General features: G+C 63.2%; 12 protein-coding genes. 10 read left to right on the forward strand and 2 right to left on the reverse strand.

Features of this window, described 5'->3' with window-relative positions; genetic code table 11:
- The 10 genes from A39O_RS34765 to phoU all read left to right on the forward strand — a co-directional run.
- Nucleotides 1-537, forward strand: a 537-nt coding sequence (locus tag A39O_RS34765; protein ID WP_040528560.1) for a hypothetical protein, incomplete at its 5' end; no start/stop codon positions are given.
- Between the two features lie 383 nt (nt 538-920).
- On the forward strand, nt 921-2,969 hold the full coding sequence (locus A39O_RS39085) for a LamG domain-containing protein (protein WP_169338481.1): 2,049 nt from the start codon (nt 921-923) through the stop codon (nt 2,967-2,969).
- A gap of 72 nt (nt 2,970-3,041) precedes the next feature.
- Nucleotides 3,042-4,226, forward strand: a complete 1,185-nt coding sequence (locus A39O_RS0123060; RefSeq protein WP_026199676.1) for an ISAs1 family transposase — start codon at nt 3,042-3,044, stop codon at nt 4,224-4,226.
- 753 nt (nt 4,227-4,979) lie between these two features.
- Nucleotides 4,980-8,189 carry a Tc toxin subunit A-related protein gene (locus tag A39O_RS0123065; protein ID WP_211211693.1) on the forward strand — a complete coding sequence of 1,070 codons (3,210 nt, stop codon included), beginning with the start codon at nt 4,980-4,982 and terminating at the stop codon, nt 8,187-8,189.
- 191 nt (nt 8,190-8,380) lie between these two features.
- Nucleotides 8,381-9,094, forward strand: coding sequence for a DJ-1/PfpI family protein (locus tag A39O_RS0123070; protein WP_020507034.1), 714 nt, complete (start codon nt 8,381-8,383; stop codon nt 9,092-9,094).
- A 218-nt stretch (nt 9,095-9,312) separates the two neighbouring features.
- Entirely contained in the window at nt 9,313-10,704 is a 1,392-nt protein-coding gene (locus tag A39O_RS34770; RefSeq protein ID WP_051088874.1) for an ankyrin repeat domain-containing protein, read from the forward strand.
- A gap of 459 nt (nt 10,705-11,163) precedes the next feature.
- Nucleotides 11,164-12,174 (forward strand): metallophosphoesterase, encoded by a 1,011-nt coding sequence (locus tag A39O_RS0123080; protein WP_020507036.1) that lies wholly within the window; start codon nt 11,164-11,166, stop codon nt 12,172-12,174.
- 310 nt (nt 12,175-12,484) lie between these two features.
- Complete coding sequence (locus A39O_RS0123085) at nt 12,485-13,528, forward strand: DUF2278 family protein (RefSeq protein ID WP_020507037.1); 1,044 nt, start codon at nt 12,485-12,487, stop codon at nt 13,526-13,528.
- Nucleotides 13,529-13,552: 24 nt separating this feature from the next.
- Nucleotides 13,553-14,113, forward strand: coding sequence for a hypothetical protein (locus A39O_RS0123090; protein WP_020507038.1), 561 nt, complete (start codon nt 13,553-13,555; stop codon nt 14,111-14,113).
- Between the two features lie 78 nt (nt 14,114-14,191).
- Nucleotides 14,192-14,857: a phosphate signaling complex protein PhoU gene (gene phoU / locus A39O_RS0123095; protein ID WP_020507039.1), complete on the forward strand. Its 666-nt coding sequence runs from the start codon at nt 14,192-14,194 to the stop codon at nt 14,855-14,857.
- A 117-nt stretch (nt 14,858-14,974) separates the two neighbouring features.
- Here the strand turns inward: phoU and A39O_RS0123100 are convergent, their stop codons facing one another.
- Nucleotides 14,975-15,673 (reverse strand): response regulator, encoded by a 699-nt coding sequence (locus A39O_RS0123100; protein ID WP_020507040.1) that lies wholly within the window; start codon nt 15,671-15,673, stop codon nt 14,975-14,977.
- 19 nt (nt 15,674-15,692) lie between these two features.
- The gene (locus A39O_RS0123105) at nt 15,693-18,416 is read right to left on the reverse strand and encodes a DUF4118 domain-containing protein (protein WP_020507041.1); all 2,724 of its coding nucleotides are present in this window, start codon (nt 18,414-18,416) and stop codon (nt 15,693-15,695) included.
- Between the last annotated feature and the right edge of the window lie 352 nt (nt 18,417-18,768).

The following is an 18,768-nucleotide window of genomic DNA, read 5'->3' on the forward strand; positions in this document are numbered from 1 at the left end:
GCGCCGCAGTTCCATCTCTCCGGCATCACCGACTGGCTGACGAGCGCGCAGCCCCGCGCACTGCGCCTGCTGCCGGCCATCTATCTCTTCGTGCATGGCAGCGGCCGGGTGCCGGAGGCCGATTTTCAGGTGCGCCTGGACGGCACGCTCGACTACGCCGCCGCCAGCGATGCCTTCCTCACCGGCCGTGGTACCCATACGCTCGGCATCCTCGGATTCTCCATTCTCATCGATGCTCGCGCCTACCCCAGCGAGTCCATCCTGTTGATGCCGTTTGGCCTCGCTATCGACACGACAAGCGCTAACCCTCAGACCGTCTCGCTGTTGCCTAGCACCGGGTTGAGCCTGGAGCTTCGCACCATCACCCCAAAGACCGCGGTCTTCGATCTGACCGGCAGCGGACGCATCGTCCTGGACGACCCCTACCCGTTCATCGATGTCCGATGGGAGGGGCGGCAGCAGGTGATCAGACTCACCATGGCACCGATGCGACAGAAGCAGCCGTGCTCCCCCGCGGCTACCGCTGTGGGTGGCTAGAGGACCAGGAAACCAGACATCGATCCGCATGGAACAAGCCATTCATTCTCATTATTCTTGGCAGCTTTGCATCAATCAACTCGGGGCGTTTTATGGCCACCAACCAACCCACGGAGCAACAGACAGTAGCCAGGGACATAGCGGCTCAAGACGAGTCAGGCCCCGATGCAGGCTCAGGTATTGGTCATTCACGCCTCCCCAACACCGATCCAGATCCTGGCTTAGGCCATTTTTCTATGATGTAACGCTCCTGTACAACCGAGCAACCCCGCGCGTAGTCGAACGACGCACCCTTATCAATTAACCCGGAGGAAAACATGCCGCGTCCGCCGCCAGAGCCGAAGCTGACTATTGCGATTGCAAGTCCAATCCCAAGTTCCACCTTGACTCATCCCAGGGTGGGCTCATCGGAGCCTGTCAGCGTTCGCGTACAACAACGCGAATGGGCAGATATCGATTACATTTGGGTTCGCGTTTCTCAGCCGGGGATCAGCGATTTCGATGTAGGCATGAGTTTGTTAGGCAATCGCTACCAAACAGATATTTCATTTCGCAGATCGGGACCGGCGACTCTTCGTGCGTATGCTCAGTGGACATCCACCTCTACCGAGGAGCCGGGCGGCGGCGAGGCCCGATCAGAGTCCGTATCGGTAACGGTTGCCCCAACAGAGCAATTGCAGGTTGCCGTCACGATCAACGAAGGCGTGATTCTCGAGGTACTGGAAAACGGCAAGAACAAAGCAACCGGAGGTAACGGGTTTCCCGTCGCAATAGTCACAGACAAACAGGTTGCAGGCATCACCGTCCAGTGCATTGTCGACGGTCAGGGCCTCACTCCGGTATCGATTCCGCGCGTTGAGACCAGTGCAGACTCGGTCAGATGGTACGCCGGCTCCGCCATCGTCCTCGCCGGCACCATGGCGCCCCGGCCGTTTGCTGGGTTCTCCCAGCCCAGCCTCCGCGTGACCTATAGGGACCATTTCGGTGTGGATGCAAGCCTCGAGTATCCGTTTGTGACCGCCGACGTCACGGGCCCCGCCCTCACAATCTCCCAGCCGACGGAGGATCAACGATTCGTCACCGCATCATTGCCGCATTCGGTACGCGTGAGTGGAACGGTCAGAGATATTCAAAGTGGCTACCGAGATGGTTCCCTTCGGTATTATTGCAGCGGCGCTACGGGACCAGTCCCCGTCGCTAACGATGGCGCCTGGGCGTTCGATTTCGTGGCAGCAGCCTATGGCCAATACACTTTACGGATGGATGCCAGGGACAAGGTCCCGAACGTCGACGGCGGCAATCTGACCACTCCGCAAGTCATCCGGCAGTTCGAAGTCCTGTCATCCGTCAAGCCGCAGAACATCGAGGAGTTGCTGAGCCCGCGCGCCTATCTCGGCGAGCTCACGCGGTTCATCTCCAGCCATCTCGTCACTGGCGATGGCTCCACTTCTGTCGGTCCGTCGCTGCTGCAAGAGAAATTCTTCCAGGATTTCGGGGGACTGGCACAAATTGACGCAGCCCTTGCCGATCGATCGGTCAACGATCAGCTGACGCCCGTACAGATTCTCCGCCAAGTCCCGTCGCTGGAGTCGGCCGGCCTAATCGCCCGGTATTCCTTCGATGAGTCGCCAGCGGATGGCACGGTCCTCAAGGACCGTGGCGGCAGATTCGGCCTGGATGGCCGCTATGTCGGCGACCGTCCAGTGGTGGCGAACCCAGATCTAGCCGGCGCTATCGTGATCGATCCGGCTCGCTATGCCACGGTCGACGGGAATACGCAACTGCTCGAGGTCGGCAAGGACAATAGCGACTTCTCCGTTTCCTTCTGGATTTACCTGCAAGGGCGACCGACCCAGGGCGAATGGCCGGCCTTGCTGTTCAAAGGCGATCCAGCCGAGTCCGATGGGCGGTTCCGCAACCGTACGTTCGCACTCTTCCTTAATCCGGACAGCAATAGGATTCATTTTCGCATTACGACCGATCGGGTCCCCAATGCCGGCGGTGACTCGAACACCGAGCTGACGCTCAATCGCTGGACCCATGTTGCCTATGTCAAGGCCGGCCAGCGCCTGAGGCTCTATATCGATGGTCGAATCGATGCCGAGGTTCTGCTGGACAGACCATGTGTCGCCAATGCCCATCCGCTCCTAATCGGCCGGGCGCCGAACAACAGCGGCTTCACCGGCGCCTTCGACGATTTGCGTATCTATGCCTTCGGCCTCGCCCACGGGGATGTTGCGCAATTGGCGCTCGACCGCCGTAGCGCGCTGCCGGAGGCACCCGTCAGCGCCTACCACCGGCACGCCTATGAGCGCCTGCTCAACGGGCTAGGAACTTCTTTCGAGGAGATTCGCGGGCTCAACCTGCTGACACCCAGTCAAAGGGAAGCGCTGGCACAGAGGCTGGGCAGGGCTATCGCATCAACGTATTAGCGGATACTGTTGGATAACCGACTTGGCCACCCCCAAGTTTTGCCGCCTTTGGGTCTTGGGGAGATCTCACCGGTGTGCGACTTGAGTATCGAGCGATCAATTGGGAGTCACTTTGCTGCGCTGGAAGACCCGCGCAGTTCGACCCAAAGTCGGCACAAGCTGATCGAGGTGATCGTCATCGCCATCGCCGCGACCCTCAGTGGCGCCGACGGCTGGACCGGCGTTGAGACGTTCGCAAAGGCCAAGAAGGCGTGGCTGCTGACCTTTCTGGAACTGCCCGCTGGCATCCCGTCGCACAACACCTTCGGACGCGTGTTTGGGTTGATCAATCCCGAGCAGTTCGCAGTCTGCTTTCGCCAGTGGAGCGCGGCGGTGGCCACGCTGCTTCCCGATGAGATCATTGCGGTGGATGGTAAAACCTTGCGCCGCTCGCACAACCGCAGCAAGGGGTTAGCCGCGTTGCACTTGGTCAGTGCCTGGGCGACGGCCAACCGGGTGGTGCTCGGGCAAGTGGCCACAGACGCCAAATCCAATGAGATCACGGCGATTCCGCGTCTGCTGGAGTGGCTGAAGTTGCAAGGTTGCATCGTCACCATCGATGCCATGGGCTGTCAAACCAAGATTGCCGAGCAAATCATCAACCAAGGAGGTGACTACGTCCTGGCTCTCAAAGGCAACCAGGAAACGCTGGCCGCCGAGGTCGAGGAGGCCTTCATTGAGGCCGACGCCAGAGGCTATGCTGGGGTCGATTCGGAGTTTATCGAGACCGTCGAGCGGGGCCACGGCCGTCTGGAAACCCGTCGCTACCGCACCTTGGGTGATTGTTCGGGGGTGCCGCGCAGCGCCCTGTGGAAGGCCATGAACATGATGGGCATGGTCGAGTCGCGCCGTGAGGTGGCCGGCAAGGTCTCGATCGAGACCCGCTATTTCATTGGCAGTATCGGCACCAGCGCCACCCGCTTTGCCCACGCGGTGCGTGGTCACTGGGGCGTCGAAAACGGGTTGCATTGGAATCTCGATATCTCCTTCCGGGAGGATGAGTGCCGCGTCCGTGATCCGGTGGCGCGCGAGAATCTCGCCGTCCTGCGGCACCTCGCCCTCTCACGACTCAAGAATGACGACACCAAGCTCGGTCTCCAGAACAAACGCTTGAAAGCCGCTTGCAACGAGGACTACCTGACAAAATTGCTCTTCGAGTCGCCCAAGCGCAAGGACGATACCGGTGCATCCGCATCCGCTAATATTAGCAGTGCTTGATGCGATTGCCCTGAGAGGCTGGGCCTTTGGACGGGGCCACCTGGGGGCGGCGATCTCTTATCCGTGCTCATCCCTCCCGACTCGACCCCGCCGCCAGGTGAGCCTGGCTACGAGTCTTGGCTTGCGCAGCAGTTTGGGCTGCCGATGACCCTCAATACCCCGCCGGGTGGTGTCAGTCCGCCAGACGTCCTCGCGAAGCAGCAGCAGGCATTGACGAGTCAGTGGGAGCGCGAGGACGCCGGGCGCCTTGCACCAGACCTCGATCCGGATCTGGTGGACATCGCCGATCTGTCGTCCAAGTCCGAGGCCTGGACGGGGCTGCTGCGCCAGCGTGAAGCTGACCTCGCGGTCCAGTTTCGCACCCTTTCAACAACCCTCTCTGCGACTGAAGCCGTTGCCTCGGTCTTTCCGGTCTCTCCCGCCAATGCGCAGGCCCAACTCTTGGAGTTGGCGACGCGGGACGCGCGTGGCGAGGACATCGGTAGTGCCTTGAGCGAGCGGCGGCTGGATCGGCCGCAGTTCGTCCGTCTGATCGCCTATCTCAAACTGCTGGCCGCCTCAGCCACGCTGTCCTCGCACGAACGGGAGGACCTGGCTCACCTGCTCCTCCAGGTCTGGAAGGTACGCGACAAGTATCCGGCTTGGCGTGCTGAGGAGGCAGGGATGGCCCCGCAGAGGCTTTGGCCGAGCCGCAATTCCAGCGGTGTGGCTTCGGCCGCGGCTTGGGTGTTCGGTCATTTCAGGGCCGGGTTCTTGCCGTGGCGCGGCAGCCAACAGGCGCGATCCGATCTGGAGACGCGGCTCAATCGCCGGCTCAGTGCCTGGCAGGCCCTGATCGACAGCCAGAATCAAGCCATTGCCGACGCCCAGCGCGACGCCTTGCCGCTATTGCGCGACGGGTTGCTCGGCTTAGGCAATCTGCCGGATGCATCCCAGCGCATGGACAACCTTGCGGAGCGATGGCTGATGGATTTTTCAACGTCTGGCGCCACGCAATTGACACCGATCGATCAGGCCACCGCCAGCCTGCAAACCCTGGTCAATGGGGTGCGCGGCGGCTGGTTCGACGCCGGGCACCCCGCGAACGGCTGGAGAGTCCAACCGGATCGCTTCGATCAACAATGGACCTGGCTGGACAGTTACGGGCGCTGGCAGGCGGCCGTTTTGAATTATCTGTACCCGGAAAATGTCTTGTTTCCGGAGCTCAAGAACTTCGTTCAGGGCAGCACCCTCGAGAATTTGCTAGCGAATCTGGGAAAGCTCAAGCCGTTGTCCACAACGTCCAACGCATTCATAGCAATTCGTGACAACGTTCCGATCGATCCGAATGCTGACGATTTCTACTTCGGCCACGTCGCCATCGGCTTGGCCTTGCAGCGGGCTGGGCTGTACACGGCGGCGCTGGACGAGTACCGGAAGGTCTATGACCCTTCGCACAAGAGTGGCCGCAAGATTGCCAAGCGGCTGCTGGACGAGCCCGACGATCGCCCACCAGTGGCTAACTTCGGTGATGCGAATTGGACCACCTTGCTCAGCAGCCCTCACGATATTGCGGGAAAGAGCGGCTGTCAGAATCCTTACACCCGTTTCACGCTGTTCCAGATGTTGCGCTGCATCCTGGCACAGGCCGACGACGCGTTTGCCTCCGGGACCCGTGACGGCCGAACCCGCGCCCTGGGTCTCTATCTGGAGGCCAACGAGATCCTGAGGTTTCCTGAGCTTCAGGATCTTCAACCAGCCGACCCGTTGCAGGCGTATCTCCCGAGCCCGGTTCTGGCCTCGCTTCGCGCCCATACCGCCTCGGCATTGAGCAAACTTCGCCGGGGGCTCAGCTACCTCGGCACGCCGATGCCTCCGGATCTCACGCGCAGCCCAGGCGGCGGGGCCGTCTCCAGCCTGGTCCGGCCGACACCCTATCGCTACCGTGTGCTGATGGAGCGCGCGAAGCAACTCATCGCACAATCCCAACAATTGGAGGGGCAATATCTCTCGGCGTTGGAGCGGGGCGATAGCGAAACAGAGAAGCTGCTGACAAGCGGCTTTGCAGTGGATAACGCGCAACAGACCGTCAGCTTGAGGTTGCTGCAAGAGACCGAGGCGACCGACGGTTTGGAGCTGGCAAAGCGACAGCAAGCCAGAAGTCAGACTCAAGAAGATCGCTATCGGAGTTGGATCGCGGCGGGTCCATCCGCGAACGAAAAATTGCAGATCGCTATGCTTTGGCAGGCGAATATCTCGAAGCACTTTATCGCTGGTGTCGATGCATTACTCACCGGCGGTCAGGCAGCATTATCAGCGCAAGGGTCCCCCTTTTGGTGGCTGTGGATTACTGCCGGCGCAATAAGTGCCTTGGGCGTCGAAAGAGCAATTTTTCAAGGGAACTTGTCCTATCAGGAAACCCAGTCGCAAGTCAGTGGAATTTATGCTGCCCAGGAACGCCGCACCCAAGAATGGGAGCTTCAGCGGGACCTGGCGCATCACGACGTCGCGATCGGCGCGGCACAGATGACGCTCGCACAGGATCGCATCAACATCGCCGCGCATGAATCCCTGATGGCCAATACAGGGCTCTCTCAGGCCAAGCAGATGCTGGCGTTTCTGAGCGATAAGTTCAGCAGTGCAAAATTCTACGAATGGTTCGCCGGAGAGCTTGGGCAAATCTACGCCACCTTTCTGCGCCTGGCCACGGTGACGGCTCAACACGCCGAGCTGCAATTGGCTTTTGAGCGGCAGGAGCAGCCGGCGCGGCTCATCAAGGCGGATTACTGGCAACTGGCATCCCAGTCGGCGGCGGCATCCAGCGGCTCGACCGGATCGGGCCAGGGAAGTACGCCCTTGGACCCGAAGGGGATCACCGGCTCGGCGCGCCTGCTGCAAGACCTCTACACCCTGGATGAGCATGCCTTCAGCTCCGAGCGGCGTCTGCTGAATCTGTCGCAGGGCTTCTCATTGGCCCGATTGATGCCCATCGAGTTCGAGGAGTTTCGCCGCACCGGGCTCTTGGCCTTTGCGACGCCCATGCGGTGGTTCGACGAGGGCTTTCCCGGTCATTACATGCGCCTGATCAAGCGGGTCCGGGTTTCGGTGGCGGCGCTGATCCCGCCGAGCATCGGCATCCGGGCGACGCTCGCCAACGGCGGGTTGTCGCGGGTGGTGACCGCAGACCCCGGCATGCCCACGGTCGTCATCCGGCAAGACCCGCAACTGGTGGCGCTGACCTCGCCCACGGCCTCCACCGGGGTCTTCGAGCTCGACACCCAGGGCGACCTGCTCTACCCCTTCGAGGGGACGGGCGTCGACACCACCTGGTACCTGGAGCTGCCGCCCGCCGGTAACCCGTTCGACTTCGATTCGTTGATCGATGTGGTTCTGAGCATTGATTACACGGCACAGTTCAGCCCGGAGCTGCGTGACCGGGTGGTGAAGACCTTGCCACGGCAGTCGATGGGTGATCGCAGCTTCAGCATCAAGCGCGATCTACCCGATACCTGGTATGAGATCGCAAACGGTAGCGACGACGCCGTGAACCTCACTCTCCCCGTATCTCGGTTGAATTTCCCGCCGGGTCTTACGGATGTCCGGGTGAGCGAGCTGGCCCTATCCGCCAGAACGACGAGCGGGGTTCCGTGCGCCTTTGTGGCAACGCTCACCGTTACGACTCCTGGCGGTTCTCCGCGCGTCGGGGCGACTGTCCAGTCCATCGGAGGGATTGCGAGCAGCCGCCAAACCGGCGGCGCAGGTTGGCATTCCAGGCAAATCGAAGGTCAGACACAGACACTCGACGTGATCGACAACTTACCGCCGTTAGGCGATCGCCCGACCCAATGGGCATTCGCTGTCGGTAATCAGCCGACGACACCGGTCGGTGACGAAACGACGTTCCTTCAGCAGCTTCGCGCCGGCACGGTCGACGATATCCTGGTGGTGATGACCTTTAGCGGGCAGCGACCTGCATGGGGTTAGCCGTGCGCTCTACCTGGACAATTGCCGGGTCGCGGATCGCCGCGGCTGCCGCAGACCATGGCCGATCGGATGGCTGGTCCATCGGGTCGCGGCTCATCCGGTCAACTGGCTGGATTGTCGGCTATGAATCGCCGGCGCGGCCATCACGGCAAGGACGCCTGCCTTTATCAACAGACTCGAGGAGATCGCTCATGAACGGTTCCCACTCGCTCGCCGCAAAGTACCTGCCGGTTCCCGGATCGCTCGACACACGGGGTACGGACTACCCGCTTCCCGTCTTTGCCGATCCCCCATCGCCGTCGCTGGCTGGGAAGCGCGTCCTGATCGTCAGTGCCGACGGTCCCGAACTTCCGGAGATCGATGTGCCGCTGGAGTACCTCCGGGCACGCGGGGCCGAGGTGCAACTCGCCGGCCAGAACTGGATCTTCGAGTACCGAGATCCTCCGGGGTATATCGTCATTGCCCAGTGGCTGGCCGATAACGTCTGCGTCAAGGCTGACCTGGCCTTGAAGGACGTCGTAAACGTCGCCGACTACGATGCGCTCTTCATCCCAGGCGGTGCGTGGAATCCGGATATGTTGCGGACCGACGGGGATGCCTTGAGGATCGTGCGTGAGGCCCGCGCGCACGGCGTACTGATTGTCTCCCTGTGCCACGGGCCTCAGGTCCTCATCAGCGCCGCCAAGAGGGAGCCCGATGAACCCGTCGTGTTTCCGCGCGGAACCGAAATCACCGGTGTCGAGAGCATTCACGTAGACCTCGAGACTGCGGGCTTTGTCGTCCACAAGGACCAGCCAACGGTCTACGACGCGGCAAGCCGACTTCTCACCGCACGCGGCCCGAACGATCTCGGACCTTTGTGTGAGGCGATGGGTCGCCTGTTGTCTCAGCCGGCGAAGGCGTAGGGCAGACTGTGCCTTACCAAGCGTTGCGGCGGACCCGCTGCGCGAGACGCTTCGGCAAGGCGCTGGGCGCGGGGGCCAAGCGGCAGGCGCAATGGGGCACCGTCACATCGGAGGTTCCCATCCTCTGTGGAAGAGCGTCGACCCTGGCCGGGGTGCCGGCGATGTGCTTCATGTACCCCTGGCGAACCACTGAAACTCTTGAATTGAGAGGTCCGAAAATGAGCATGAAAGAGACGGCATTGTTGGAGGCCGTGGTGGCTGGCGACCTGGCGAACGCAAAGCGGTGGCTCGAGGCCGGCACCCCGGTCGAAAGCAAGGATGCCCGAGGCTGTTCGCTGCTGATGATCGCGGCCGGGCTGGGTCAGGTCCAGATGGTCGAAATGCTGCTTGCCGCGGGAGCGGACCCAAATGTGCTGGACCCCATCATGGGAGCTTCGGCCTTGCACAAGGCCGCGCAGGGGGGTGTTCCCGAAGTTGCCCGACTATTACTTGAGCACGGAGCCTTTATCGACATGCAATCGCCAACGCTGGGGCACACTCCACTCCACGATGCTGTTTGGCACAAGAAGTTGGAAATGGTGAAGTTTCTGCTTTCGCAAGGTGCCAAGACGACCCTAAAAACGCATGGTGGTCGTGACCCACTCTATTTTGCTCGCAGAGACAAGCTGAGCGAGATCGAGGTGGCGATCCTCACTGAGGATGAACACCGCGCTACCCTGGTCAAGGCTCAAACCCTCATGGCCGCTGTGGTGGCCAATGACCTGGACGGTGTGAAGCATGCCTTGGCCACCGGAGCCGATGTGAACGAGGTCTCACCGATGCTCGGTGGCCCCAATGACGGCCACACTCCCTTGCTGGTCGCCGCGCGGGGAGGCTACACCTCGATCGTGCAGGAGTTGCTCAAGGCGGGTGCGGATCCCCGTCGGGTCGATGGTCTGATCAAGGCGACGCCCGGTCACAAGGCCGGATATATGGGACATCCCGAGGTTGCGCGCCTGCTCGCCGAACACGGTTTAGAGATCGATGCCCAAGGGCCCTACAACGGTTATACCGCATTGCACGACGCCGTCTGGCATGGAAACGCAGAGACCGTCAGAGTCTTCCTGGAAGCCGGGGCTCGCACCGACTTGCGAGGTCACGATGGCCGTACGCCTCTCGACATGGCCCTGCAAGACGACTATTCCGACTGTGCTGCCCTACTGAATGCCCATGCAGCGGACGGTGCCCATGACCCCGCCAATGAACTGCGCGGTTTCGTCTACCAGTGGTTCGCCTGGTACGACCGCCATGCGGAAGAGGGGCTCTTCTTGAGGCATTTGGAGGATAAAGGACTGGAAATGTGCTTTCCCGAACGGACGCTGCGCTCGCACGCGGATTTCCAGGATTGGTATCGAGGCATCGGTAAGACTATCCGTGCCAACACCCACGACGTCAGCGGCCTGCGCGTCACACCGGTCGGCAAGGACGCCTTCCATGTTGATCTTTTCGTCTGGTGGCGGGCGGTGACCCGTGAGGGTACACCACTCTCGGAGCGATTCCGTCAAAACTGGGAGGTGACCCGCCGGAACGGCCAATTTATCATTCAAAGGGTCGCGGTAGAAACGCAATAGGCCATTTTAATGTCGGGTAGGGTGGGCAAACGGCTTTATCGTTTGCCCACATGGTCTTTGGCATAATCGGTGGGCATGCAAAAAGACTTCACATAAACACTATCGGCAGTGGCTGTGGGCCGGCAGGGCGGTGGCCCGGCGGCCCCGTGACCGTCTCTTACCGACCTTTCTCGGTCATCGGACCGATGCGCTCCAGCGGCTGAAACGCTCCCGCGGCGCAGCCGTTCAACCGCTGCCTGTCGACTGACCGCTCTGCACGCGCGGCGGACGCTGCGGACCGTCAATGCAAGTTCACGTACCAGTCATATGGTCATAACCGCCTGAACCTATCCTCACGGTTGCCGTCGCGACGGACGCGCGGTGCTGGGGACGCTTGATTGTGCGGTTGCCGTTGCGCGCCGGCATTCGTCCACATGCTTCGACTCGAAGGACCGCTAATCCAACAATGAGGTATCAGTGATGAAGAAGATGCTGACGGTGGCCTTGTCGCTGCTCTGTGGGATAGCCGTAGTCAGGGCGGAAGCCGGCATGTCTGAAGGCTGCGGCAAGTCCGGACGCTGTGGTGGGCCTATCGCCCGCTTCGGTGTCATCACCGACATCCACTACACCAACAAGCCGGACAGCGAGTCGCGCAAGTATTCGGCAGCGCTGGAGAAGACGAAGCACTTCGTTAAGGTCATGAACCGGGAGAGGGCCGATTTCGTCATCGAGCTGGGCGACTTTGTCGATACGCTGGTGGACGACAAGGACCCGATCGTGAATCTCGATGAGATCGAGAGCGCCTACGCGCGTTTCCGGGGTCCCCGCTACCACGTGCTCGGCAATCACGACTTCGACAATGTCGCGCGCGCCGATTTCCTGGGTTACATCAGGAACACGGGCATCCCGAACGGGCAGACCTACTATTCGTTCGACGCACGCGGGATCCATTGCGTGGTGCTGGACGCCGACTACACGGTGGCGGAGCCGCATCGGCCCTTCGACCGGCAAGACCCGGCGAATCCTTTCTGGCAGTGGCAGGACGCTTGGGTGCCGCAAGAACAGTTGGACTGGCTCGCCGAGGATCTCGCCGCCAGTGACCTGCCCACGGTCGTCTTCACGCATCAGCTCCTGCACCGGGACAACACCGAAGACCACACCATCAAGAACGCCGACGTCGTTCGCGGCATCTTTGAGCAGGATGGCCAGGTCGTCGCCGTGTTCTCGGGCCACGATCACCGCGGCGAGATCGCCGTCCGCAACGGCATCCATTACTTGGTTCTCGAAGGCAATGTGGGCGTGAGCCTGGACTGGAACACCGTTAGCCCGACCGACGGGCTGCACCCGACGAAGGATTCTCCATTCACCTTCGTCGAGATCACCGAGGCGCGGACTCCGGGCTTCAATGGCAAAAAGACCTACCAAGTCGAGCTGAAGGGCAACGCTCAGCAGTACAGCTTCCAGGATCAGGTGCAGATCGTCACACCTTGACCCCTTGACCCTGCTGCCGATCAAGTGCCGTCGTGGCACTCGATCGGCTTGCGCTCACCGCATGCGGTTGTCCGGGGCAAGTTACCGAATAATGATCAGTCAATTAACACCCAATGACTCAGGGTATTCGCCCGCCATTGCCGATCAGCACGTTGATCGCCGCCCTGACCGGACCCCATTCGCCCATTTGCTGCAATCGGGGTCGCCCGAATCATTGACGAAAAAATTGAAGCTTGCCGCCCGCCGGTCGCTTATGCAAGATCCGCTCGGGCGTCTCGATCCTGCGCCCATTCTTCACCGGGAGAGAAACATGGCACTGAAGAACTATGGCGTGCTCAAGGGACGCCCGATCGACCGCCGGCTCGGGGCCGGCAGCACACCCCATTACCAAATCCGGATGGTCGCCGACGGGGAGGCATTTCGGATCGCGATCAACGTCAAGAGCAAGCAGAGCCCATCGGAGCTGCTGTATCTCGTCGACGACCGCTTCCAGCACCCCATCTGCGAGGGCCTTGCCAACCTCGACGAGGGCTTCCACCCGCTGCCGTCCAACCCCTTGGGCGGCGGGCTCGACTACATCCGCGGCAACCTCTTCAGGCCCACTCAGATGGTGCCGCTGCCTCACAACGTCGATGGTCCAGACAACGACTTGAACGAGAAATTTGACGCGCTGGTGCAGCGCGCCCTCGCCGACGAGTCGGCGATCGTCTACGCCTTCGGCGAGCCCTGGGGGCCGGAGACCGCCGCCGACCGGTATTTCGGCTTCAAGCCGGGGCGGGGTATCCACGACATCCACATGAATCAGGGCAACTCCGGCCAGTTCATGGGCGACAACGGGGTCTGGCAGGACGGGGGCCTGCTGGTGCACTTCCCCGAGCAGTCCCAATGGGTGGCGGTCTTCACCGCCTTCCAGAGCCAGGCCTGGCACACCGACGACCGCACCGGGCATCCGCTCGCCGGGGCGCCCCCCCAGCCCGGCACCGACCCCGGCCCGAACGTGCCCACCCCGGGGGTGCCGCCCACCGACGACCTGCCGGACGGGCTGGTGCGGATCGTCGGGGCCCTGGTGAATGCCGTGAAGACCCCCGAAGACGAATTTGTCACCCTGTTGAACAGCAGCCCCCAGGCCATCGACCTCTCGGGCTGGCACCTGGCCGACAAACAGAAGGCGCGGATGCCGCTCGCCGGCCCGCTACCGGCCGGGGAGACCCGGCGCATCCATGTCCAGGCCCCCATGGTCCTGTCCAACAAGGGCGGAATCATTACCCTGCTGGACGAGCGCGGACGCAAGGTCGACGGGGTCTCCTACACCAAGGAGCAGGCCCAACAGGTGGGCTGGACACTGGTTTTCTAATCCATCCGACGGAGGGGACTGCCGATGCGCCGGAAACTCACCTCGCAGGGGCTCGCAGTGCGGGCCATTGCCGGGACCCACGCGGTTCTGTTGGCCATGGACTATCCGGAGGCGCGATGCCCTGGCCTGCTCGGCTTCGGCATCCATCGCACCGACCACACGGAGGAGGAAGCCTACTGGCTCTCCGGCACCAAGGTCTTCCCCTCCGCCAACCCGGGTCTGGCGCCCGGGTCCCAAGTGCCGACCCGCGATCACCCCATCCAGGACTTTAGCTGGGGAGACTATTCGGCCAAGCCCGGACACACCTATACCTATCGGGTGGTGGCCTTCAAGGGGACGCCGGGGGCACCGGTCCCGGTCGCGCAGGTCAAGGTCAAGGTGACCGCCGAGTCCCCCGCGGGCGGCGACCACGACATTTATTTCAACCGCGGAACCGGGGCCTCACAGGTGGCAGCGCCACTTCGGGGGATCGGCCTTGAGTCGGCACCGCGCGTATTTCATCTCCTAAAGAAACGCCGATTGCCGGCGCTTCCCGTGTGGACCCGTTTTGGTCGGCGCGGCCTGCCCCGCCCCGGAGTTTTGTAGATGGGTTCGTCGTAACGTATTGAGCTAAAATGGCCGGCAGATGGCAGCCCACACAAACACCACGAGGAGGCGGTACAGATGCCGGAACAGGTCAGTCTCGTTCAGAAGAAGCGGGTTCAGCTCCAGCAGGGCGTGCACGACATGGGAGCCCTGGTGATCGAAGCTCTGCACCGCTCGGTCGACTGTCTGTCCCGCCAGGATCTTGATCTCGCGGAACAGATCATCGCGCAGGACGAACGGATCAATCAGCGCCGCCGGCTGATGGAGCAGGAGTGTCTGGTCGCCCTGGCCGCGTTCAAACCGGCCGGCGAGGATCTCCGCTGCATCGGCGCCTGCCTGTCGCTGGTCTCGGAACTGGAGCGCATCGGCGACTATGCCGCCGACGTGGCGCGCATCGTGCGGCGCGCCCGTGACGGGGTCTTCCCGCCCGCGCCGGTGGCGGCCGTGGCCGGGCTTGCGGGCAACGCCATCGCCATGCTGAGCGAGGCGCTGGCCGCCTTCGACTCCGGCGGCAATGCGCAACGTGCCCGCGCGGCGGTCGCCCAGGAGCAGTTGATGGACGACCAGGAGGATGCGGTGGACGACCAGGTCGTGGACATGATGCGTGCCGACCCCGAGTTCGCACCCATGGGGACTTACCTGCTGTGGATCGTGCACAACTACGAGCGCGTCGCCGACCGCGCCACCAATGTGGCCGAGCGGGTGATCTACATCGCCTCGGGACGAACCGAAGAGTTGAGTTGACTTGGTAACGAGTCAGAAATAAGTTAAACAACGAATACGACCGACGCCAAAGGTGTTGTTTAACTTATTAGTGAGCCACTCCTTAGCGCGTGTTCACCCGGGCGGGAACGACCCCACTCAGTCGACCACCAACCGGTAGCCGACCCCGGTCTCAGTAATCAGGTGTTGCGGCTGGGCCGGATCGCGCTCCAGCTTGCGGCGAAGATTGGTCATGTAGATCCGCAGGTAATGGGTGCGCTCGACATGGTTCGGACCCCAGACCTCCTGCAACAAGGTCCGCTGCGTCAGCACTTTGTCCGGATGCCGCGCCAACACCGTGAGCAGCCGGTATTCGATGGGCGTGAGATGGACCGACGCACCGGCGCGGGTGACGCGGCGGTGAGCGAAATCGATGATCACCTCGCCGAAGCACAAGCGCGGCTGTGCCCCGTCCTGGGACAGGTCGCGGCGGCGCAGATGGGCACGAATGCGCGCCAGCAACTCGGGCATGCCGAACGGCTTGGTCAGGTAATCATCGGCCCCGGCGTCCAGCGCCGCCACTTTCTCCGCTTCCTGAGTACGCGCCGACAGCACCAGGATCGGCACCCCGCTCCAGGCGCGAATGTCTCGAATCACCGCAGTCCCGTCCAAATCCGGCAGACCCAGATCCAAGAGCAGCAAATCCGGTTGACGGGTGCCCGCCTCCACCAGACCTTGACGGCCGGAATCGGCCTCAAACACCGCCATGCCCTCACGTTCGAGTCCGATCCGCAGAAAGCGCCGGATTTGCGGATCGTCTTCGATGATGACGACAGTGAGCGCCGGTCCCGCGTTCATGGCGTTCTGCAGATCAGCTTCACTGGGTGGACTCCACTTCCCGATCCGCCCCGTCGATCGCCGGCGGTTGGCCCAGCGGCAGGGTGAAGATGAAGAGCGCCCCCCCTTCCTGGCGATCGGCCGCACGGATGGTGCCGCCGTGAACCTGAATGATGGCGCGGCAGATGGCAAGCCCGAGCCCGACCCCCGGCCGGCCGCTCTCCGCCTCGCCGCGCGTGAAGCTGTCGAAGATGCGCTCCTGCATCCCCGCCGGCAGGCCCGGACCATCATCCGCGACCCGCACTTCCAGATAGGGACCCGCGATCCCGGCGGAGAGCATCACCAAGCCGCCCGGCGGGCTGTACTTGGCCGCATTGTCCAGCAGATTCGACAACACCCGTTCGATCAACACCGCATCGCAGGACACCAGCGGCAAATCCGGCGGCAGACGGGTCTCCACCCGGTGTCCGGACAAGACACCGGCGGCAGCGCGCAAGGCGCTGCCCACCAGTTCTTCCAACGGCAGCCATTCCCGCTTCAGCGTCACGGCCCCGGATTGCAGCCGGGCCATATCCAGCAGGTTCACCACCAGGGCGGAGAGACGCAGCGCCTCGCCATGGATGGCCTGGGCCAACTCGCGGGTCTGCGCTTCGCCGGGCTCCGCCGCGGCCGCCAGATTGCCCGCCAGCCCCACCAGGCCGGTCAGCGGCGTGCGCAGATCGTGAGAGATCGCGGCCAGCAGGGAGTTACGCAGCCGCTGCGCTTCCATACTCACCACCGCGTCCTGAGCAACCTCGACATAGTGGACGCGCTCCAGGGCCATGGCGATCTGCGCGGCAAAGGTCTCCAGCAGCCGCCGCTGCTCGGGTTGGAAGACGGTGTGCGGATCGGTCGGCACCAGCGCCAGCACTCCGCGGGTGCGCATCGGTGCCCGCAGGGGCAGGTACAGAATTGGATTCGCCGGTAAGGTATCGGTGCCCAGTCCGGCCGGCGCCTGGCGATCATAGACCCACTGCGCCAACCCCACGTCCACCTCGGTGAGCAGGCCCGCGCCGCTTCCGTCCATCCGCGGAGGGTGGACGCGCTCCGTGCTGTCCGGCAACAGGATCGTCACCCGCGACTTGAACATCCCGGCCAGGCGCGCGCAGCCATCCTGAACGATCTGCCCCGCGGTCAGGGCCGACGCCAGCACCCGCCCGGCCTCGAACAGTGCCTGGGCGCGCCGCTCCCGGTAACCGGCGATGCGCGCCTGGTCGCGCAGACTGGCGGTGAGACCGCTGATCGTCAGCGCGACGCTCAGCATCAAGGCAAAGGTGAACAGATATTGGGTGTCCGCCACCGTCAGGGTCAGTGTGGGCGAGACGAAAAAGAAGTCGAAGGCGAGCACGCTGAGCAGCGAGGCCAGCACCCCGGGGCCGCGCCCGAGACGCAGCGCCACCAGGACGACCATCAGCAGGTAGCACATGATCAGGTTGGCCGGGTCGAACACCTGACCCAACAGGGCCGCGGCCCCCGTAACCAGGACACAGGCCAGGGTCGCCCACAGGTAACGCACCGGCGGGCTGCGCCGCTCACCGGACCCCAGGCCAAACATCGCCGGCGGCAGCGCCGGCTCATCCGACCGGTGCTCGTGTCCGACCAGATACACGTCCATGTCCACCTGGCTCGCGAGCCGGTCCGCCGGGCTGGGCTGGAGCAACCGTCGCAACAACGGCTTGCCCGAGCGCCCGACCACCAGTTTGGAGACATTGCGCCCGCGGGCATAGGCCAGCAGGGTCGGGACCAACTCGGTACCGGAGAGCGAGACGCCCTCCGCCCCCAAATCCTGCGCCAGCTTCAGCAGCTTCAGAATCCCGGCGCGCCGCGCCGCCGGCAGCCGCTGTAGCCGCGGGGTCTCCACGTAGACCGCCAACCAGTCCGCGCGCAGGCTGGCGGCAAGCCGCGCCGCGCTGCGCACCAGACGCTCCGCGCCCGGACCCGGGCCGATGCACACCATCAGCCGCTCCTTGGCCTGCCACACCTGGCTGATGGCCTGATCGGCGCGATAGTCGCGCATCTGCACATCCACCCGATCCGCGGTGCGGCGCAGAGCCAGTTCACGCAGCGCCAGCAGGTTGCCCTTGCGAAAGAAGCTCTGTGCCGCCTGCTGCGCCTGCCCTGGCAGATAGACCTTCCCCTCCTTGAGACGCTGGAGCAGTTCCTCCGGGGGCAAATCCACCAGCGTGACCTCGTCGGCCAGATCGAAGACCCGGTCCGGCACGGTCTCGCGCACCCGCACCCCGGTGATTTGCCCCACGATGTCGTTCAGGCTCTCCAGGTGCTGCACGTTGAGCGTGGTGTAGCAGTCGATCCCGGCCGCCAGCAGCTCCTCGACATCCTGCCAGCGTTTGGGGTGGCGGGAGCCGGGCAGATTGGAGTGGGCGAGTTCGTCCACCAGGAGCAGCGCGGGCCGCCGCGCCAGCGCGCCGTCCAGATCGAATTCCGGCAACACCCGGCCGCGATAGGAAACCTGCTGCCGCGGCAGAATCTCCAGACCCAGGAGCAATTGCTCGGTCTCGGCGCGCCCGTGGGTCTCGACCAGACCGACCACCAGGTCGACCCCCTTGGCTTTCTGCTCGCGGGCGGCGTTGAGCATGGCATAGGTCTTGCCGACTCCGGCGCAACCGCCGAAAAAGACCTTGAGCCGGCCGCGCTGCTGCTGGGCCTCCGCTTGCTGGACCCGCTCGAGCAGGGCATCGGGATCGGGGCGGCCGTCGTTGATCATCCGCGTTGGACCTCCAGCCGTTGGCAGGTTCAGCAGTTCCAAATTTAGGTGGCCGCCGCCAACAGCGTGTCGGCAGCGAGGCCGATGGTGGATGCGCTGCGCTTATCCNCCCTACGAAACCGGCTCCGTTGTAGGGTGGATAAGGCGCGCCGCTCGGTGGCAGGGACTCGGCACGGCGGTCGCGCGCGCCGCATCCACCAGAGGNCGCGCGGTGCCGCCCAAATTTGGAATTGCTGTGACGGGTTCAGGAGCCGCCGGCGAATTGCCATCAGGGGTCAGACTGTAGCCGGTCGCTGACCCTCGTCAACCACGCCTACACGATCTTTACAGGATTTTGATACGGCCTGCCCAC

Source organism: Lamprocystis purpurea DSM 4197, from assembly GCF_000379525.1.
GTDB lineage: Bacteria > Pseudomonadota > Gammaproteobacteria > Chromatiales > Chromatiaceae > Thiodictyon > Thiodictyon purpureum.